Genomic DNA, 18034 nt, shown 5'->3' on the forward strand with positions numbered 1-18034 from the left:
AGCCCGCACCTTGATGGATGCGGGCTTTTTATGCGTTCAGAGCGTGTAAACCCTCAGGCAAGCTACTGGGCCAGCGCTTCAAGCCGGTCTTTAAACGAGGTCACGGCAATGGCCCGGTTGTCGGCAAGATAGCGGTCTTTTGCTGCCGGTGCCGAACTCTGTACGGCAATGAGCTGCCAGCCTTTATCGCCTTTCAACAGTAAAGGCGAACCACTGTCGCCAGGCAAGGTATCACACTGGTGCGATAATACGGCGCGTTGCGCCCAACCTGTTATCAGGCAGTCGCTGTGCGAATACAAGGTGTCCAGATGATCGGCCGGATAGCCAGCCTGCGTGACTTTACGTCCAGCGTCTTTCAGCGCTTCCGTTAAATCACTGCGTGAACCGTCAAACAGGGGAATAGGGGTGATGGCTGAAGGCGGATTACGCAGAATAACCAGACCGTAGTCGAACGGTGCCGCGCTGCTGGGCACGATCCATCCCTCGCCATCGGCCTTCAGTTTGTTAACCAAAGAGGGTTCAACGCGGGCATCAATATCATGAATTTCGTAGCGCCACCCTTTTTTGGTGGACATAAAACGCAGCGCAACCGGCTTATCAAACTTGCCCGGTGGCGTCAGTAAACAGTGACCCGCCGTCAGGGCCAGATGGGGAGAGATCAGCGTGGCGGTGCACAGGTTACCGCTTTCGGTTTCCAGTTGGCCTATCGCATCCCAGGGCGCGGAACTGACGTCGGTAATTGCCTGACGGTGATCTTTACCGAAAAACAGCATTTTTATTTCGGCAGGCGTCGGCGAGTCATCATCATCATCGGCATGAACACAAGCGGTGAAACTGAAAAGTCCAACGATTAACAGGGTAGCCAGGCGCATAGAACTCTCAATAGCGAGAAAAAGAAAACGTTTTTGTTATAGCTGAAGTGACATAACTATAGTCAGTGAGCGGTAAAAAAGGGAGTTTTTTCAGTTAATCAGTACGCTACAGCGACTAAATAAAAAAACTGGCCGCGATAACGCCACATAAGATCATCACAATCAGAATAATTTCGAAGCGATAGCGACGGACCATATTAGCCACTCCAGTAAAGAAACACCCGGCAGAACCGGGTGTTTTTAATGATTAACGCTTACTCGGAACCCGAAGGGGTAGCCTTATTTTTTAGCGGCTTTTTTGTGGTGTTTTTTAGCAGCCTGGGCTTTCTGAGCTGGTTTAGCTTTGTGGTGTTTTTTAGCGGCCTGAGCTTTCTGGGCTGCTTTAGCTTTGTGGTGTTTTTTAGCAGCCTGAGCTTTCTGGGCTGGTTTAGCTTTGTGGTGCTTTTTAGCAGCCTGGGCTTTCTGAGCTGGTTTAGCTTTATGGTGTTTTTTAGCAGCCTGCGCTTTCTGAGCGGTATCTTTCTTAGCTACTTTCTTTTTAGCAGCCTGAGCTTTCTGCGCGGTGTCTTTCTTAACGGCTTTCTTCTTAGCAGCCTGTGCTTTCTGTGCAGCTTTGTGATGCTTCTTGTGAGCAGCAGCTTTGTGTTCAGTTTTAGCAGGTGCAGCGGTAGTAGTAGTGGTTGCAGCAGCTGCTGGAGCAGCAGTTGTCTCGGCAGCGAAAGCAACTGAAGACAGACCCATAGCAGCGGCGATTACCAGTGCAAATAATTTTTTCATTGCAAAACCCTCGGACTATTTTTTCATGTGTAGCCCACTGCGGGGCCGGTGAAATGACTATATGAGAAAATAAGCAGCGCGTCCGTGGGTCATTGGTATCGCCGTGTAACCGATTGTACAACATGTGGAAGGGGACAGAGAAAGGCGACCCTCAGGTCGCCTGCTACCTTAACTGTTCAGGTAACGCTGCTCAAGATGTTTGCGGAAATAGTGCGGATTAAGCGCTTCGCCCGTGGCGTTAAGCATCAACTGCTCGGTAGAGAACCGGCTACCGTGTTGCCAGATATTCTGTTGCAGCCAGTTAAAGATGGGCTGTAACTCGCCATGTTGAATCAGCTCGGCCGACTGCGGAATGGCTTTTTGCATGGCCTGAAACAGCTGTGCGGCGTACATCGCGCCTAACGTGTAGGTCGGGAAATAGCCAAATGCACCGTCAGTCCAGTGAATATCCTGCATACAGCCATTGCGATAGTTTCCGCGCGTATCAATACCAAGGGACTGTTGCATCTTCTCATCCCACAGGGCGGGAATATCCTCAACCTCAATATCGCCTTCGATCAAAGCACGTTCGATTTCATAACGCAGAATAACGTGCGCGGGGTAGCTGAGTTCGTCAGCATCAACGCGTATTAAACCGGGTTTAACCTGCTGAGTCAGGCGCACGAAGTTATCGGCCTGCAGTGCCGGCTGGTCACCCATTTTGCTGATAACCTGCGGCAGGATGCGCTGCAGGAACTGGCTGCTGCGGCCCAGCTGCATTTCCATAAACAGGCTCTGCGACTCGTGGATCGCCGTGGATCGCGCCAGCGCGACCGGCTGGCCACACCACTGTTTTGGCAGGTTTTGCTCGTAACGGGCATGACCTGTTTCATGAATCACACCCATCATCGCGCTCAGGAACTCATCCTGATTGTAACGCGTAGTAATGCGCACATCTTCCGGTACACCGCCGCAGAACGGATGTGCGCTGATATCGAGCCGACCATGGTTAAAATCGAATCCCAGCTCCGCCATAATGCTAAGCCCCAGCTCGCGCTGCGCATCAATAGCGAACGGTCCCTGAGGTTTTACCACCGGCTGCTGCGCCTGTTTTTCCACGACCTGTTGTAACAGCTGGGGCAACCAGGTTTTTAACTGCCCAAAGGTTTCATCCAGCCGGGCGCTGGTCATCCCCGGCTCAAACACGTCAAGCAGGGCATCATAACGGGAACAGCCATTGGCCTGCGCGCGTAGCTGCGCTTCTTCACGGCTTAAGCGCACCACCTCTTTTAAATTCGGGGCAAAACCCTGCCAGTCATTCGCCGGACGCTGGCTGCGCCAGGCATGTTCGCAACGGGAACCGGCGATGGATTTTGCCTCGACCAGTTCAGCGGGCAGCAAGGTGGCCTGCGTCCAGGCGCGACGCATCTCAAACAGGTTGGCGCGCTCTACATCATTCAGCGGTTGCTGCTCGGCCTGTTCCAGCCACTCGCCCAGACGTTTGTCCGTCAGAATCTGGTGTTGCAAAACACTCATCTCTGCCAGCGCTTCGCCACGTGCGGCGCTGCCACCGGCGGGCATCATGGTTTGCATATCCCATCCGGCGATGGCGCTGACGTGACTGAAGCGCGACAGGCGCTGAAAAGTGGCACAAAGTTGTTGATAAGCTGAAGTCACACAAAGCTCCTGAATGCGTTAATGTCGTGGGAGTTCCCGAAAGGGAAGATCCAGGGGCCAGCAGAGACGGACGCTGGCCCCGCCAAGCGGGCTGGTTTCAATGGAAACCCTGCCGCTGAGCGCGTGGGCGATAGAGTGAACGATGGCAAGGCCAGGTCCACAGCCGCCGGTTGCGCGATCACGGCTCGGGTCGAGCCGTACAAAAGGTTCGAATACGCGTTCACTTTCGTCAAGGGGAATGCCTGGGCCGTCATCCTCAACCTGCAGATTTCCCTGGGCACCATCAAACCACAGGCTGACACGTAACCGCTGACTGGCATAGCGCAGGGCGTTATTCACCAGATTATCCAGTACACGCTCCATGAGCAAGGTATCTGAAATGGTTGCCGGCTACCTTAACCCTCAGTAAATTATCTGACAACAGCGGAATGTGCAGTATGCTGGCGAAATGGAAGAGGAAGGTCAACAAAGCCACATAACGTAATGACTATTGCATTTAATATTGGGGCAGAGTAATAGAGGTTCGTAAGTAACGCTCACGATTTCTTGATTATTATCACCACTTGTCCTTTTTCTCTTAACAGCCTCCCAAATATCCTGTGATATCTAAGGATATGTCAGCATTATGACTGATGAGCCGTAAAATGAACCCGTTTTTCCCGGGTTTGTGATTTTTGCTGTTAATTTTACCAGCTCACGACCTTTTGACGGTACATTATGAGTTGATGAGCCATCCAGGCCTTTTGAATTGTCAGTAACGGCTACTGAACCACCGTTTGAGAGCGCTATAATGCCTCTGTTGGCTTCACTTAAACTGACTTTAGTCGCATCGGTACAGTATATAGAGATATTTTCGCTAAGGGAGGCATTAGCCGATTCGGCTTTAATTACATTGCCAAAATCAAATTTTACCGTAGCGGTTTCTATATGACAACTCGTTGCAGCGGGGGGTATTTGAGAACAAATTGGTTGCACATTCAGGATTGCTCCGGCTGTTACTGATGACCAGGCATCCTGAATTGTCGAACCAGTGGCTGAGTGTAAAACTCCATTCGATAAGACAATCCCCTGACATTTGTCTACTTCGCCGGAACTACCCCATGAGAGAACGAGACTTCCAGACATTAACCCCGCATTATAAAGACGCTCAACATAGTCTCTGAACGTCTCCCCATTATTCGCTAAGGGAAAAACAGAATATACCCCGTCCCAATTGTCGTCCGACGGCATAACTCCACGATAAGGCTTTCCTATTGTATCAACATACCCTATTCTCAAACCATCTCGCTTTGTCAATTGCTGATTGGCAATACTCTCATCTATATTCATCAATTGAGGCGAATAAGTCGTTTTAGTACTGAGTGACGTTGGCCATATGAGTGATGTAATCACCGGGAGATGGACAACTGCTGCAATGCATCCAGATGAGCATAATAAAAACAACAAGCTAATAAACTGAAAGTTTAGCGTTTTAATTCTCATTTGATGTACCTGAATATTGTTTAGGGAATTGTTTAGCACTACCCATTGAGAAATAGTACAAGTTTATAGCTGACAACCTCTCAGGCAGGAGTTGCGATTTTATATTAATAACCAGATCAATTACACCTAAATATAGAAGCAAAGCATTGTACGATATAATCACCTGTCAAATTTTATTTAACGATAAATAATGCGGGTGATAAATAAGCCTGGGGCAGGAAGGTGTTTAACTAATGTTAAAGCCCATAGTTTATCAGTTCTAAGGGATGGATATTACCCGGAAGCTGGTTGATCTAATATTTGACTCTTTTTTTGAGAAAAATTAATTTGGTCAGTGGAACCGATAATCGGACACACCAGATCCTTTTACATGTCCATCGATTGAATTATCTGAAGTTATTCATGGCGAAAGTTTGTCAAGGTAACTAATTAATTTACTGGAATTTTTTCTAATATCTAATAGCAGTACGGCTTGTATTTGCGGGACGCTAATAAGAATTACTTCTTATGTAAAAAGAGATGCCATGATGGCGTTTTTTTGATTAATTATCAATCGATTATGTTATTGGAAATTGTTAAGAGAAAAAGTTCGGGCAATAATAATCAAGAAATAGCTTCGCACCGTGCGGCGCTGCCACCGGCGGGCATCATGGTTTGCATATCCCATCCGGAGATAGCGCTGACGTGACTGAAAAGCGACAGGCGCTGGAAGGTCTTCCAAAGGTGTTCACAGGCTTAAGTCATACTAAGCTCCTGAATGCGTTACTGTCGTGGGAGTTCCCGAAAGGGAAGATCCAGTGGCCAGCAGAGACGGACGCTGGCCCCGCCAAGCGGGCTGGTTTCAATGGAAACCCTGCCGCTTAGCGCGTGGGCGATAGAGTGAACGATGGCAAGGCCAAGTCCACAGCCGCCGGTTGCGCGATCACGGCTCGGGTCGAGCCGCACAAAAGGTTCGAATACGCGTTCACGTTCGTCAAGGGGAATGCCTGGGCCGTCATCCTCAACCTGCAGATTTCCCTGGGCACCATCAAACCACAGGCTGACCCGTAACCGCTGACTGGCATAGCGCAGGGCGTTGTTCACCAGATTATCCAGCACGCGCTCCATCAGCCGGGTGTCCGAGATGCCGTAGTTTTCACGCTGGGGCAAATCCAGGTCAATTTGCGTCTCCGGGTTGATTGCCCGGAAGTCTTCCATGCGTTCACGTAACCAGTTCGCCAGATCAAGCGATTGCAAATTAAGATCGACGCGCGGCCGGTCAAGGCGAGCATAGGTCAGCAGCTCTTCAATCAGGCTCTCTAACTGACTGACGTCGCGGTTTAATGCCGCCGACTCCGCTTCCGTCAGGTTATCGCTCATCTCCAGGCGATAACGCAGGCGCACCAGCGGGGTACGTAATTCGTGGGCGATACCGTCAATCAGCTGCTTTTTACTGGCGACCAGTGTATTGATGTTCTCTGCCATTTGGTTAAACGCCACCCCAACCCTGAACAGGCTGGAGGTGCTGTCAAAGTGGGTTCGGACATCCAACTGCCCCTGGCCGAAACGCTGGGCGGCGTGTTCCAGTCGTAGCATCTCTTTCCAGTGCGGGCGCAGCCAGATAAAGACCGGCAGCCCCAGCGACATGCCGATAAACACCACCAGCGCCATATCCAGCAGTCGCATCTGATGCAGGTAGAAGAGATAAGGGATTGGCCCCACGGTCAGAACGTAGTGACTGCGCGGAATGTGCTGCAGGAAGGTGTACTTATCATCCAGTGCGACGATTTCGCCTGCGCGCAGCCGACGAAGTTCGTTTTCATCCAGTTCAAATTTACTCATTGGCTCGATATGCAGCTCAAACGACAAGCCGAGATCCAGACTTTTAATGGTCTTGTTCCAGTCGCGCGGGGGGATTTCACGCAGCTCACTGCGGATCAGATAGAGCGAACTGGCCATTAAGTCGTTCATCGACTGGCGACCGGCGCGCTCGGCGGTAAATTTGTATACCAGCCCGACCATCAGCGACATCACCAGGAAACAGACAAACAGCAGCAGGTAGAACTGAATAAAAAGTTTTTTCATACCGAACGCGTGTCCCAGGCCTGCGGCGCAAACAGATAGCCTTTGTTACGGATGGTTTTAATACGAAAGGGTTCAGTGGCGCTGTCGTGTAGCTTTTTACGCAGGCGCGAAATCGCCACGTCAATACTGCGATCCATCCCGTCATAGCTGACACCGCGCAGGGTTTTCAGCAGGGCGTCACGATTCAGAATTTGCCCGGCATGACTTGCCAGTACCCAAAGCAAATCGAAATCCGCCGTAGAGAGGGCAATGTTTTCATCAAACAGCACGACCTGGCGATTGAGCGCATCAATCGTCAGTGAACCAAAGCGCAACATGCGGTTGTTTTTCGCCGGCGCAGGGGCTTCTTCACTCTGCCCCTGTTGGGACTGCCGCAGATGCAGCCGCAGCCGAGCCAGCAACACCGCTGGGGGAGCCGTTTTGAGGATATAATCCTGCGCGCCCATCTCCAGCGCCAGAATATGGTTCATGTCGCTGTCGAGAGAGGTCAGTAGCACAATCGGCCCCTGCCATTCTGCGCGTAAATCACGACAGATGGACATGCCATCCTTACCGGGCAGCATAATATCCAGCATGACCAGGTCGGGTTGCTGTTCGGCAATGGTCGCTTCCGCCCGATCGCCGCGCGTCTCCACAATCACTTCAATATCATGCCGTCCAAGATAAGCGGCAATCAACGAACCGACTTCGGGTTCATCTTCTACGTAAACGATTTTGTGCATGATTCTTTCTAACGTAAAAAGGAGGAGTAAAGCATAACTTTTCCTGGCGCAGAGCTCTATGCAATCACACGAAATATCCTTGAGTAACTGGGATATATTCCGCAAAATATGCAATCATTAACCCTGCGTTTAACGTGAGTTCCGGATTCATTGTGATCACCTTGAGGAGCCAAAGTGTTTGATAAAGAGCTGGCATCAGCGGTATACCGCGATCGCATCTGCTTTAATTACAGTGATTTCCTGTCGGCATCCTGTAAAAAACGATGGAGCTTTGTGGATGCGATCTACGGCGTACTGCCTATATTCGGCATGGTGACACGCAAATCTGCGCACAGCTTGCAGGCGAGTGAAGATCAGCTTAAAGAATTAGCATTACAAATCATTTCAACCCAGGTCAGCGATGAAATTAACATCGCCCGTCTGATTACGCTCGCTGAGCAGCAACAGATTTGCCGCTTCGATATCCAACTGCCGTATCCGTTGTCGGATAAACAGCTGGAGGCGATTCATGAAGAATACCGCAAGCCTGTTGCGCTGACACAGCAGGATGACCTGCTGTGTGTGGTTCTGGGGCAGTCTCACTAAGCCAGCAATTCCCACATCGCAGGAAGGGTTGCCGCTACGATTACCATCATGGCAACCCGTTCTACCGGCTTCAACGCCACCTCATGTCCGCCACGTCGCGCAAAAATAAACAGTAAAATACCTGGAGCATACAGCACCACCGACATAAACAGATGCAGTGGGCCTGATGCATACAACAGCCAGATACCATACAGGCTGGCACCGACACCCACGGCCAGTGCCCAGGGCTTTTGCTGTCCTTTAACGACCTTAATCAAATACAGGCCGACCAGCAGATAGGGCACCAGAATCATTTCAGACGCAATGGTTAACAGGGTGTTGTAATCCGCACCGGTCAGGGCGATAAGGATCAGGCAAACCTGAATGCTGCCGTTGGTCAGCCACAATGAGGCGGCAGGCGCGTTACGTGCGTTCTGGCGGGCAATGCTGCGTGGAAACGCACCTTGCTGTGCGGCGATCAGGGGCACTTCAGCCGCCATAATGGTCCAGCTCAGATAGGCACCACAAACAGAAATAATCAGGCCCACCACGATAATGGCGTTGCCCCAGCTCCCCGTCAGCCGCGTCATTAAGCCTGCCATGGAGGGATTGCGCATTTCCGCCAGCTCAGCGCGGGGAACCACACCCAGTGACAGCAGGGTAACCAGTAAATAGACCAGCAGGGCAGCCAGCACGGCCAGCAGCGTGGCGCGTCCGACATCTTTTTTATGACGGGCGCGTGATGACACAACCACCGCACCTTCAACGCCGATAAACACCCACAGGGTAATCAGCATTGTCTGTTTAACCTGTTCCCACAACGGTACGCCCAGACTGAGCCCGGAAAAATCAAACCGGAAGCGGTCATAATTAAAGGCGATCACGGCCAGCACAATAAACAGCAGCAACGGGACCAGTTTGCCCAGGGTCGCCAGCAGATTAATGCTGGCTGCGGTTTGCACGCCGCGCAGCACCAGCCAGTGCACCAGCCACAGCAATACCGATGCGCCCAGCATGGCCTGCCAGGTATTACCATTGCCAAAGAGGATTCTGTCAGGCGTGTCGGTGAAGAAACTCAGCGCAGAAAAAACAATGACTAAATACGAAACGTTAGCGATAACCGCGCACAGCCAATAACCCCAGGCGGAACAAAAACCAGTGAGTTCGCCAAATCCGGCGCGGGCATAGGTAAAAATGCCACCGTCCAGTTCGGGTTTCAGTCGCGTCAGTAACAGCATGGCCAGCGACAGGAAAATAATGCCCGCGCCGGTGATTAGCCAGCCGATTAACAGGGCCGCCGGACCTGCAACTGCCGCCATGTTTTGCGGCAGGCTGAAAACACCGGCTCCCAGCATTGAGCTGAGTACCAGCGCTGTCAGGGCACTGAGGCCTAATTTTTTCTCCAAAACGTTCTTCCTGCTAGTATAAGTGGCTGGATAACCAGCATAAACACAACGTTATATCGTGATTGTGTTACGTATAACGCGTTTAATACTCTGAAAAACAGGCGGAGGATTTTACGGAGTGCGGTGCGGGATGGCAATGCGTGGTTATGCAAAATCGAGCAGGAATTATGCAAACAGACAGCAGGGCGGCGATCGCCGCCCTGGCGCGTGTTACTTAAACAGGTCAGCCGTTACGGTCAGGTTACCACCGCTCTGGTTCTGCCACTGACGCGTCACATGGTAGAATTTAGCGCCTTTCGCGCCTGCGCGCTTGGCGGTTTCCTGTGAGACTTCAGTCGGCGAACCGAAATGCCCACTGAAGGTCACGGTATCAAACGGCTGCATCTGCGCCGCGGTCACCGCATTCACTTCCTGAATTTCCTTGCCGTCCGGCAAAGTCACCGAATAACGCTTACCGGTTGAGCTTTGGGTCTCAAAGAAACGGCCCACGGCGTTGCTTGGGGTTTCGGATGAAGCCACGCCCGGAATTTCAACTTTCTTCGCTTCGGCTCCGCCTGCGGCCAGAGCCGCTTTACCTGCCTGAGAGTCGGCCGGGATGGTGTCCGGGCTCTGTACCACACGTTGCTTGGCATCGGCCTTATAGATGTAGGCCGTCACAAACTGATTGCCGCCAGTATTGGCATCAACCTGACGCACAATAAAGAAGGAGGCTGCGCCTTTTTCTTTCGCGGCTTTGGAAATGGCTTCATTTACCTCAGGCTGACTTGGGAAAAAGCCGCTGACGGTAACGGTATCGAAAGGCTCCAGACGATAAGCTTCCGCCTTCGGCAGCTCTTTCAGGCCATTGAACATCCGATAGTCGGTTTCCTGGCTGGCTTTAGGGGCATTAGCCTTGTACAGATCGGCGGTCACACGCCAGTTACCGCTGTTACCGTTGCTGTCGTTAATGCCTTGAATGTAATAGGAATCTGCATTCATTTCATCAGCACGCTTTGATACAGCATCAGCCGCATCGCCAATTGCATTAAAACGACCGGTGATATTAATACGTTCGAATGGCTTCAACGCGGCCGCTTGTTCTGGCGTCAGCTCTTTAGCCGCAAACGCATTTGCTGCCAGCAGAGATAACAGGGTAGATGCCAGAATAGTGTTCTTCAGCTTCATAAAAATGATCCTTCGCCTTACGCAAAATGAGTACGAAAACGTGCTGGACTCTTGATGTATAACAGATTAGCCGCTGATTATTACATGTTATAAACACGCTGTCGCAGCCATTTTTTGCGATATCTCTCTTGTTGTGAACCAGATTATTTAATCACAGCGTCACGCTACGCTATTTTGCCTTACGCTTACGACAATAAGATGAATTGACCAGTAAATGTATCGATTAAGTGGTTAATACATTGTTAATTTTGGCTTTTTCCAAAAGGAATATCAGGGCGGAACAGGTGATATTTAGCAGATTATCTGCTGCGAGAGTCTTCGTGCAGTGCGGACAGGCGGAATTGCCGTGCTTCAACTGGATATTACGGCAAATGTGACAGATGTGGGTCTGTGTAGTAGATCGTCCGTAACAATTTCAGTAGGTTTAGATACGATTAGGTTATTGCATTTCATTCACAACGCCTGAAAGCGGGTGTCGTCACGGCATTGTGTACCACAAGGATCATCCTCCTTTAATCGATGAAAGGGAAAACTATGTTAATTGGAATACCCAAAGAGCGATTGGCTAACGAGTCGCGCGTGGCAGCCACGCCCAAGACCGTTGAACAGCTCATCAAGCTGGGTTTCAGCGTGACCATTGAACATGATGCAGGCAAGCGCGCCAGCTTTGATGATGACAGCTACAGGGCCGCTGGCGCTGCGGTGAGTGACAGCCAGCAGGTCTGGCAGGCCGATATCGTGCTAAAGGTCAATGCACCGGATGACGAAGAGATCGCGCTCACCCGCGAGGGCAGTACCCTGGTAAGCTTTATCTGGCCCGCCCAACATCCTGAGCTGCTTGAAAAGCTGGCTGCGCGTCATGTCACCGTCATGGCCATGGATGCGGTGCCGCGTATTTCTCGCGCCCAGTCACTCGACGCGCTCAGTTCCATGGCAAATATTGCCGGTTATCGCGCCATCGTCGAGGCCGCTCATGAGTTTGGCCGCTTCTTTACCGGGCAAATCACGGCGGCGGGGAAAGTCCCACCGGCTAAAGTCATGGTGATTGGTGCAGGCGTTGCCGGCCTGGCGGCGATTGGTGCGGCAGGCAGCCTTGGTGCCATCGTGCGTGCCTTTGATACGCGCCCTGAAGTCAAAGAACAGGTCCAGAGTATGGGGGCGGAATTTCTCGAACTGGATTTTGCAGAGGAGGCCGGCAGCGGCGATGGCTACGCCAAAGTAATGTCCGATGCCTTTATTAAAGCTGAAATGGCGCTGTTTGCGCAGCAGGCTCAAGAGGTGGATATCATCGTCACCACGGCGCTGATTCCAGGTAAGCCGGCGCCAACGCTGATTACCGAAGAGATGGTTGCCAGCATGAAGCCGGGCAGCGTTATTGTTGACCTTGCGGCGCAAACCGGCGGCAACTGCGCACTCACCGTTGCCGATCGGGTGACGGTCACAGAGAACGGCGTGAAAATTATTGGCTACACCGATTTGCCCAGCCGTTTGCCGACCCAGTCCTCACAGCTTTACGGTACCAACCTCGTCAATTTGATGAAGCTGCTGTGTAAAGAGAAAAACGGTGAGATCGATATTGATTTCGATGATGTGGTCATTCGTGGCGTAACGGTCGTGCGTGAAGGCGATGTCACCTGGCCTGCACCGCCAATTCAGGTGTCAGCCGCTCCGAAAGCCACCACCACCGCTGCACCTGTGCAGAAAAAGAGCGAGCCTGCGGCCGTATCGCCACGGCGTAAGTATCTGCTGCTGGCCGTGTTCATCGTGCTGTTTGGTTGCCTGGCCAATGTGGCACCCAGTGAATTTCTCTCGCATTTTACGGTGTTCGCGCTCGCCTGCGTGGTGGGTTACTACGTGGTGTGGAACGTGAGCCATGCGTTACATACACCGTTGATGTCAGTCACCAATGCCATTTCCGGCATTATCGTGGTGGGGGCCGTACTGCAAATGGGTCATGGCGGCTGGGTCAGTTTCCTTTCTTTTATTGCCGTATTGATCGCCAGTATCAATATCTTCGGTGGCTTCACCGTCACGCAGCGTATGCTGAAAATGTTTCGTAAGGGGTAACCGATGTCTGGCGGATTAGTGACTGCAGCATACATTGTTGCCGCAATACTTTTTATTATGAGCCTTGCGGGTCTTTCAAAACATGAAAGCTCAAGACAAGGGAATATCTTTGGCATCAGCGGCATGGCAATTGCCTTGTTCGCCTCCATCTTCGGCCCGGACAGCAGCAATGTCGTCTGGATTTTGCTGGCAATGATCATCGGCGGCGCCATCGGCATCCGGCTGGCAAAACGGGTTGAAATGACTGAAATGCCCGAACTGGTCGCAATACTGCACAGTTTTGTCGGCCTGGCCGCGGTGCTGGTGGGGATTAACAGTTATATCGATCATGCGCCCGGTCTGCCTGCGGTGATGGAAAACATCCACCTCAGTGAAGTGTTTATCGGCATTTTTATTGGCGCGGTCACCTTTACCGGATCCCTGGTCGCCTTCGGTAAGCTGTGTGGCAAACTGTCGTCGCGGCCGCTGATGCTGCCACACCGCCATAAGCTGAATCTGCTGGCGTTGGTGGTGTCGTTCCTGCTGTTGGTCTGGTTCGTTAACACTGACAGTCCCGGCGCGCAGGGATTTGCCCTGTTTGTCATGATGGTGATCGCACTGGCGTTTGGCTGGCATCTGGTCGCTTCCATCGGCGGGGCAGATATGCCAGTGGTGGTGTCCATGCTGAACTCCTATTCCGGGTGGGCGGCGGCGGCGGCTGGTTTTATGCTCAGCAACGATCTGTTGATCGTGACAGGCGCGCTGGTGGGGTCGTCGGGGGCGATTCTCTCTTACATTATGTGTAAGGCCATGAACCGGTCGTTTATTAGCGTGATTGCAGGCGGTTTCGGCAGCGACAGCAGCGCGGTAGCGGACAGTGAAGAGGCTGGAGAGCACCGTGAAATCAGCGCGGAAGACACGGCTGAAATGCTTAAAGCGTCCAGTAGCGTCATTATCACGCCCGGCTACGGCATGGCGGTGGCGCAGGCGCAATATCCGGTGGCGGAGATCACGGAAAAGCTGCGTGCCCGTGGCATAAAAGTACGATTTGGTATTCATCCGGTCGCCGGGCGTTTACCCGGTCATATGAATGTGCTGCTGGCAGAGGCAAAAGTGCCTTATGACGTGGTACTGGAGATGGACGAAATCAATGATGATTTCAGCGACACGGATACGGTGCTGGTCATCGGGGCCAACGACACAGTCAATCCCGCCGCTCAGGACGATCCCGGTAGCCCGATTGCCGGTATGCCGGTGCTTGAAGTCTGGAAGGCGCAGAATGTGATTGTGTTTAAGCGCTCGATGAATACCGGCTATGCCGGCGTCCAGAATCCCCTGTTCTTTAAAGAAAACACCCATATGCTGTTTGGTGATGCCAAAGCCAGCGTGGAAAATATCCTGAAAGCGCTGTAATAAAAAAGGGCGACTCACCGGGTCGCCCTTTTTGCAGTAAGACGGATCAGTCGTTCTCGTCTTCGTCATCCAGCGTAATCGGTGAAACAAAATCATCCGGTTTTATCGCCAGCAGGTCACAGCGCAGATGATCGATGACCTGTTCAGCCGTGTTACCCAGAAACGCCGCAGACAACCCGGTACGGCCGATAGTGCCCAGGACAACAATTCCCGCGTCCAGATGTAACGATAATTCGGGGATCACTTCTTCCGGTAAGCCTTTTTCAACATGCGTAAATTCTTCACTGATGGAGAATTTCTGCCGCAAGGCTTTCATCGCCACCAGGTGTTGACCGCGGATGGCGTCGTTGTACACGCTGGGATCAAAGTCGGGCAGCTCAATGGCGATATTGATAGGCGTAATGGGATAGGCACCGACCAGGTGAACTTCGGTATGGTTAACGCTTTCTGCCAGTTTGACGGTTTCGCGGATTAATTTCTGATTCAGTGCATCATGGTGAGGTTCTTCACTGGCAAGGTTAACCGCCACCAGTGCTTTGCCGCCTTCGGGCCAGGGCTGATCTTTGACCATCCACACTGGGCAAGGGCACTTGCGTAACAAATGCCAGTCCGTGGGGGTAAAAATTACCGCCTCCAGCCGATCGTGTTGATGTGCCATCTTAAGCACTAAATCATGCTGGTGCGCCAACACTTCCTGGATAATGGCCTCATAAGGGCGATTGTGCCAGATCACTTTGATATCGATATCCACGCCAGCATCCAGATAGGCTTTGGCCTGTTCACGTATCCACTCTGAGCGCTGGCTGATCACGCCCTGACGCATGGAGGTACGCTCATCCGGTGAGAGCAGGGTGGTCATTTCATATGAGAAGTCGTAGATAGGCAGAAAAGCTTTGATTTTGCCGCCGATAAGCTGGTTGAGATATACCGCACGTCGCAGCGCGGGCTGGTCATCCTGTTGCGGATCGATGGCGACCAGAATATTTTGATACTGGGACATAGGCTACTCTCCTTAAACCAAAGCGACTGGATTAAAGATAGCCTATGTTAAGTGCACTAAGAAAGTGAAAAAGATGTAGCCGGATCAATAAAATAAGATTTATTAACCCGGCTTATCTGTCAGGCGGCCTGGTGACTTTGACCCGCCAGACCTTCCAGCATGGCGTGGTTCTCAATGGTGATATATTTGCCTTTCACGGCCAGCATGCCGGATTTCTGAAAGCGGCCCAGTAAACGGCTAATGGTTTCAACGGTTAAACCCAGATAGTTGCCGATATCGCCACGCGTCATGGTCAGACGGAACTCACGCTGGGAGAAACCACGCTGGCCGTAACGGCGGGATAAATTCCAGATAAAGGCCGCCAGGCGCTCCTCTGCGTTTTTCTTCGACAGCAACAGGATCATGTCCTGATCGCCTTTGATTTCGCCACTCATCAAACGCATCATCTGCTGACGCAGAGCAGGCATTTTGCCCGACAAATCATCCAGCGTATCAAAGGGGATTTCACAGACCATCGCCGTTTCCAGCGCCTGGGCAAAGCTGGGATGGCTGGCATTCATAATGGCATCAAAGCCGACCAGATCGCCGGCGAGGTGGAAGCCGGTAATTTGCTCATCGCCCTGTTCGGTAATGGTATAGCTTTTAATGGTGCCGGAACGAATAGCATAAAGCGATCGTAGGTCGTCACCCGCTTTGAACAGCGTATGGCCTTTTTGAATGGGTTTCTTTCGCTCAATAATATTATCAAGCTGGTCCAGCTCATGTTCGTTAAGTGTGAAAGGGATGCATAACTGGCTGATGCTGCAATCCTGGCAGTGAATCGCACAACCGCCTGACTGTATACGTTTTTCAGGGAACATAATGGTTTGCTCGACGATAATTGACTGCGGTCAATTTTACCATTTTTTGGTCGTAAAGGAACTCATCCGAGCAGTTTTTAGGCCTACAGAAAGTGTGGTTTGTTAACGGCGGCTAAAGGCTGTTCTGACGGGCTTTTTTGATGTCAAAGTGTAACATCCGTAAATAAATGTTTACGCTTTTTTGATCTCAAACAGAATCCATCTTCACTGTCATGCCTGGCGAAAACGTTAAAAACGGGATTAGCGCAGACTTTCCCGATTTTGCTACTATTCGGGTTATATACAATTTTGCGTCATATCATTTAACAGGGGCGAGCCATGAACCTTGACGATGACAATCTGTTCCGTGACACGATGAATGACGTTACGCCACTGAAGGATGCGGATAATACGCTGTGGAATAATCTCTCCGCCAGCAAGAAAACCCGCCAGCCGCCACCAGAACAGGAAGATGAAAATTTTTTAACCCGCGGCTATCTGGACATTATCCCGCTGGATCAGCCGCTGGAATACAAAGCTGAGGGTATTCAGCAGGGTGTGCTAGATAAATTACGCAAAGGCCAGTATGCGCTGGACGCCAGCCTTAATTTACTGCGCCAACCCGTGGAAGCCTGTCGACAGAACCTGTTTATGTTTATTCGGGACGTGCGACAAGCCGGGTTTCGCAACCTGCTAATCATTCATGGTAAAGGGCGCGACAGCGAATCCCACGCCAATATCGTGCGCAGTTATCTTGATCGCTGGCTGCGCGAACTGGATGAGGTACAGACGTTTTGTGTGGCGCAAAAGCAGCATGGCGGGGCGGGCGCGCTTTACGTCGGATTGCGTAAGACCGAAAAAGCGCGCCAGGAAAACTGGGAGCGACATGCAAAACGCAGTCGCTAGCTGTGAAACTTACGAATGGTGCTCATAAGCACTTCAGCGCTCAGGCTTAAAGTATCGCCAGTGCGGGTGATTATACCGACCGGTTCGCCAGGCCCTGGAGAGGTAATCGGCAGCGAGAACAGGGCATTGTGGCTGAGATCTTCCTTAATGGCACCTGAAGGCACAAACCAGATGTAGTCATAGCGCAGCGCCAGCTGGCGTGCCAGTGAGGTTGAGGATGTCTCAACGCAGTGCGGCGGCAAACAACAGCCTTGTTCATCCAGCATCTGCTGCGCAAGACGGCGCGGTGCAGTTCCTTCGGGAGAGATGACCACCGGCCACTGCATCGCGCGCGACAACGTGACATTGTCACTTAACAGAGGATGTTCGGGTCTGACGACCAGCTTTAACGACTCCAGAAACAGAAGCTCATACGTTAAGCCGGTCATCATCTCTTTGTCGGCCATGCGACCAATACCAATGTCAAATTCACCAGCTCTTAGCCCGGCCAGCAACACATTGTTATGTAAGGTGGCAACCTGAATGGTGGTATTGGGGCGCAGCTGATGAAAGCGATCGAGAATCTGTGGCAGCATGCCCATGGCGGCCGTGGTCAGCGCGCCAAGGCGGATAATCACCGGACGCTCATTAATCTGTTCGTTAAAGCTCTGACCGGCATGGTTCAGTGCATCCAGCACTTTTACCGCATGGGTCAGAAACTGCTCCCCCATGGTGGTGAGTTGTGCGCCCAGTCGGCCACGTTCAAACAGCCTGACGCCTGTCAGTTCCTCTAATTCGTTAAGGGTTTTAGAGAGTGCAGGCTGGCTGAGACTCAATGTCTCGGCTGCACGCCCCAGCGTTCCCTGCTGCGCAACGGCAACAAAGGCATGTAAATGACGCAAGCGAATGCGCTGATTGAAAAGGATATTTTTTTCCATTTCCCAAACTTAATGACATTGCCAGGTGACTGGCAACTATTTAAACCGGATTTTGTTAACTTTGCTGCAAATATTTATTAACAAAGTGTACTTTTTAACGGTAATCCCTGTAAGTTATTGATAATAAATACCTGCGCTACGATTCCTTTCGTCATGGCCTGCGCGCAGTCGCTGTAAAATCATCGACTTAATTATTCGCTTGTTGA

The 18034-nt window shown here is 51.6% G+C and carries 15 protein-coding genes and 1 pseudogene; 4 read left to right on the top strand and 12 right to left on the bottom strand.

What is annotated here, in order from left to right; translation table 11 throughout:
• Positions 1 to 62: 62 nt before the first annotated feature.
• The 7 genes and pseudogenes from FBY13_RS00295 to rstA all read right to left on the bottom strand — a co-directional run bounded on the left by FBY13_RS00295 (position 63) and on the right by rstA (position 7573).
• Positions 63 to 872 carry a serine protease gene (locus FBY13_RS00295; RefSeq protein ID WP_096010555.1) on the bottom strand — a complete coding sequence of 270 codons (810 nt, stop codon included), beginning with the start codon at positions 870 to 872 and terminating at the stop codon, positions 63 to 65.
• A 279-nt stretch (positions 873 to 1151) separates the two neighbouring features.
• Positions 1152 to 1649 carry an acid resistance repetitive basic protein Asr gene (gene asr, locus FBY13_RS00300; RefSeq protein ID WP_013025879.1) on the bottom strand — a complete coding sequence of 166 codons (498 nt, stop codon included), beginning with the start codon at positions 1647 to 1649 and terminating at the stop codon, positions 1152 to 1154.
• Between the two features lie 168 nt (positions 1650 to 1817).
• Entirely contained in the window at positions 1818 to 3305 is a 1488-nt protein-coding gene (locus FBY13_RS00305; RefSeq protein WP_145393180.1) for a carboxypeptidase M32, read from the bottom strand.
• Between the two features lie 18 nt (positions 3306 to 3323).
• Positions 3324 to 3686: pseudogene (locus tag FBY13_RS00310) on the bottom strand (ATP-binding protein); the annotation flags it as partial.
• Between the two features lie 225 nt (positions 3687 to 3911).
• Complete coding sequence (locus tag FBY13_RS00315; RefSeq protein WP_145393181.1) at positions 3912 to 4787, bottom strand: hypothetical protein; 876 nt, start codon at positions 4785 to 4787, stop codon at positions 3912 to 3914.
• Between the two features lie 762 nt (positions 4788 to 5549).
• Positions 5550 to 6851: a two-component system sensor histidine kinase RstB gene (gene rstB / locus FBY13_RS00325; RefSeq protein ID WP_145393182.1), complete on the bottom strand. Its 1302-nt coding sequence runs from the start codon at positions 6849 to 6851 to the stop codon at positions 5550 to 5552.
• Positions 6848 to 7573 carry a two-component system response regulator RstA gene (gene rstA, locus FBY13_RS00330; protein WP_063879719.1) on the bottom strand — a complete coding sequence of 242 codons (726 nt, stop codon included), beginning with the start codon at positions 7571 to 7573 and terminating at the stop codon, positions 6848 to 6850. The genes rstB and rstA overlap by 4 nt, the downstream gene beginning before the upstream one ends.
• A gap of 174 nt (positions 7574 to 7747) precedes the next feature.
• On the opposite strand from rstA, the gene FBY13_RS00335 reads away from it, so the two are divergent.
• Positions 7748 to 8158 (top strand): hypothetical protein, encoded by a 411-nt coding sequence (locus tag FBY13_RS00335; RefSeq protein WP_063879718.1) that lies wholly within the window; start codon positions 7748 to 7750, stop codon positions 8156 to 8158.
• On the opposite strand, the gene FBY13_RS00340 is transcribed toward FBY13_RS00335, so the two are convergent.
• Entirely contained in the window at positions 8155 to 9543 is a 1389-nt protein-coding gene (locus FBY13_RS00340; RefSeq protein ID WP_145393183.1) for a basic amino acid/polyamine antiporter, read from the bottom strand. The genes FBY13_RS00335 and FBY13_RS00340 overlap by 4 nt on opposite strands.
• A gap of 210 nt (positions 9544 to 9753) precedes the next feature.
• A complete protein-coding gene (gene ydgH, locus FBY13_RS00345; RefSeq protein ID WP_063879716.1) occupies positions 9754 to 10707 on the bottom strand; it encodes a DUF1471 family protein YdgH in 954 nt (317 codons plus the stop codon).
• Between the two features lie 534 nt (positions 10708 to 11241).
• On the opposite strand from ydgH, the gene pntA reads away from it, so the two are divergent.
• Complete coding sequence (gene pntA / locus FBY13_RS00350) at positions 11242 to 12774, top strand: Re/Si-specific NAD(P)(+) transhydrogenase subunit alpha (protein WP_145393184.1); 1533 nt, start codon at positions 11242 to 11244, stop codon at positions 12772 to 12774.
• Positions 12775 to 12777: 3 nt separating this feature from the next.
• Complete coding sequence (pntB, locus tag FBY13_RS00355; RefSeq protein WP_145393185.1) at positions 12778 to 14166, top strand: Re/Si-specific NAD(P)(+) transhydrogenase subunit beta; 1389 nt, start codon at positions 12778 to 12780, stop codon at positions 14164 to 14166.
• A 46-nt stretch (positions 14167 to 14212) separates the two neighbouring features.
• On the opposite strand, the gene uspE is transcribed toward pntB, so the two are convergent.
• Both uspE and FBY13_RS00365 read right to left on the bottom strand, forming a co-directional pair.
• Positions 14213 to 15166: a universal stress protein UspE gene (gene uspE, locus FBY13_RS00360; protein ID WP_063879713.1), complete on the bottom strand. Its 954-nt coding sequence runs from the start codon at positions 15164 to 15166 to the stop codon at positions 14213 to 14215.
• Between the two features lie 119 nt (positions 15167 to 15285).
• Positions 15286 to 16026, bottom strand: a complete 741-nt coding sequence (locus FBY13_RS00365) for an FNR family transcription factor (RefSeq protein ID WP_013025869.1) — start codon at positions 16024 to 16026, stop codon at positions 15286 to 15288.
• Positions 16027 to 16344: 318 nt separating this feature from the next.
• On the opposite strand from FBY13_RS00365, the gene smrA reads away from it, so the two are divergent.
• Complete coding sequence (smrA, locus tag FBY13_RS00370; protein WP_145393186.1) at positions 16345 to 16911, top strand: DNA endonuclease SmrA; 567 nt, start codon at positions 16345 to 16347, stop codon at positions 16909 to 16911.
• Here smrA and FBY13_RS00375 read toward each other — a convergent pair.
• On the bottom strand, positions 16908 to 17828 hold the full coding sequence (locus tag FBY13_RS00375; protein ID WP_063879711.1) for a LysR substrate-binding domain-containing protein: 921 nt from the start codon (positions 17826 to 17828) through the stop codon (positions 16908 to 16910). The genes smrA and FBY13_RS00375 overlap by 4 nt on opposite strands.
• Positions 17829 to 18034 lie beyond the last annotated feature (206 nt).

The organism is Pantoea sp. SJZ147 (genome assembly GCF_007828605.1).
GTDB classification, from domain to species: Bacteria; Pseudomonadota; Gammaproteobacteria; order Enterobacterales; family Enterobacteriaceae; genus Pantoea; species Pantoea allii.

Excerpts from the sequence above, each read along its gene's own strand:
- FBY13_RS00295 (WP_096010555.1), bottom strand. The coding sequence starts at position 872 with ATGCGCCTGGCTACCCTGTTAATCGTTGGACTTTTCAGTTTCACCGCT.
- asr (WP_013025879.1), bottom strand. The coding sequence starts at position 1,649 with ATGAAAAAATTATTTGCACTGGTAATCGCCGCTGCTATGGGTCTGTCT.
- FBY13_RS00315 (WP_145393181.1), bottom strand. The coding sequence starts at position 4,787 with ATGAGAATTAAAACGCTAAACTTTCAGTTTATTAGCTTGTTGTTTTTA.
- rstB (WP_145393182.1), bottom strand. The coding sequence starts at position 6,851 with ATGAAAAAACTTTTTATTCAGTTCTACCTGCTGCTGTTTGTCTGTTTC.
- rstA (WP_063879719.1), bottom strand. The coding sequence starts at position 7,573 with ATGCACAAAATCGTTTACGTAGAAGATGAACCCGAAGTCGGTTCGTTG.
- ydgH (WP_063879716.1), bottom strand. The coding sequence starts at position 10,707 with ATGAAGCTGAAGAACACTATTCTGGCATCTACCCTGTTATCTCTGCTG.
- pntA (WP_145393184.1), top strand. The coding sequence starts at position 11,242 with ATGTTAATTGGAATACCCAAAGAGCGATTGGCTAACGAGTCGCGCGTG.
- pntB (WP_145393185.1), top strand. The coding sequence starts at position 12,778 with ATGTCTGGCGGATTAGTGACTGCAGCATACATTGTTGCCGCAATACTT.
- uspE (WP_063879713.1), bottom strand. The coding sequence starts at position 15,166 with ATGTCCCAGTATCAAAATATTCTGGTCGCCATCGATCCGCAACAGGAT.
- FBY13_RS00365 (WP_013025869.1), bottom strand. The coding sequence starts at position 16,026 with ATGTTCCCTGAAAAACGTATACAGTCAGGCGGTTGTGCGATTCACTGC.
- smrA (WP_145393186.1), top strand. The coding sequence starts at position 16,345 with ATGAACCTTGACGATGACAATCTGTTCCGTGACACGATGAATGACGTT.
- FBY13_RS00375 (WP_063879711.1), bottom strand. The coding sequence starts at position 17,828 with ATGGAAAAAAATATCCTTTTCAATCAGCGCATTCGCTTGCGTCATTTA.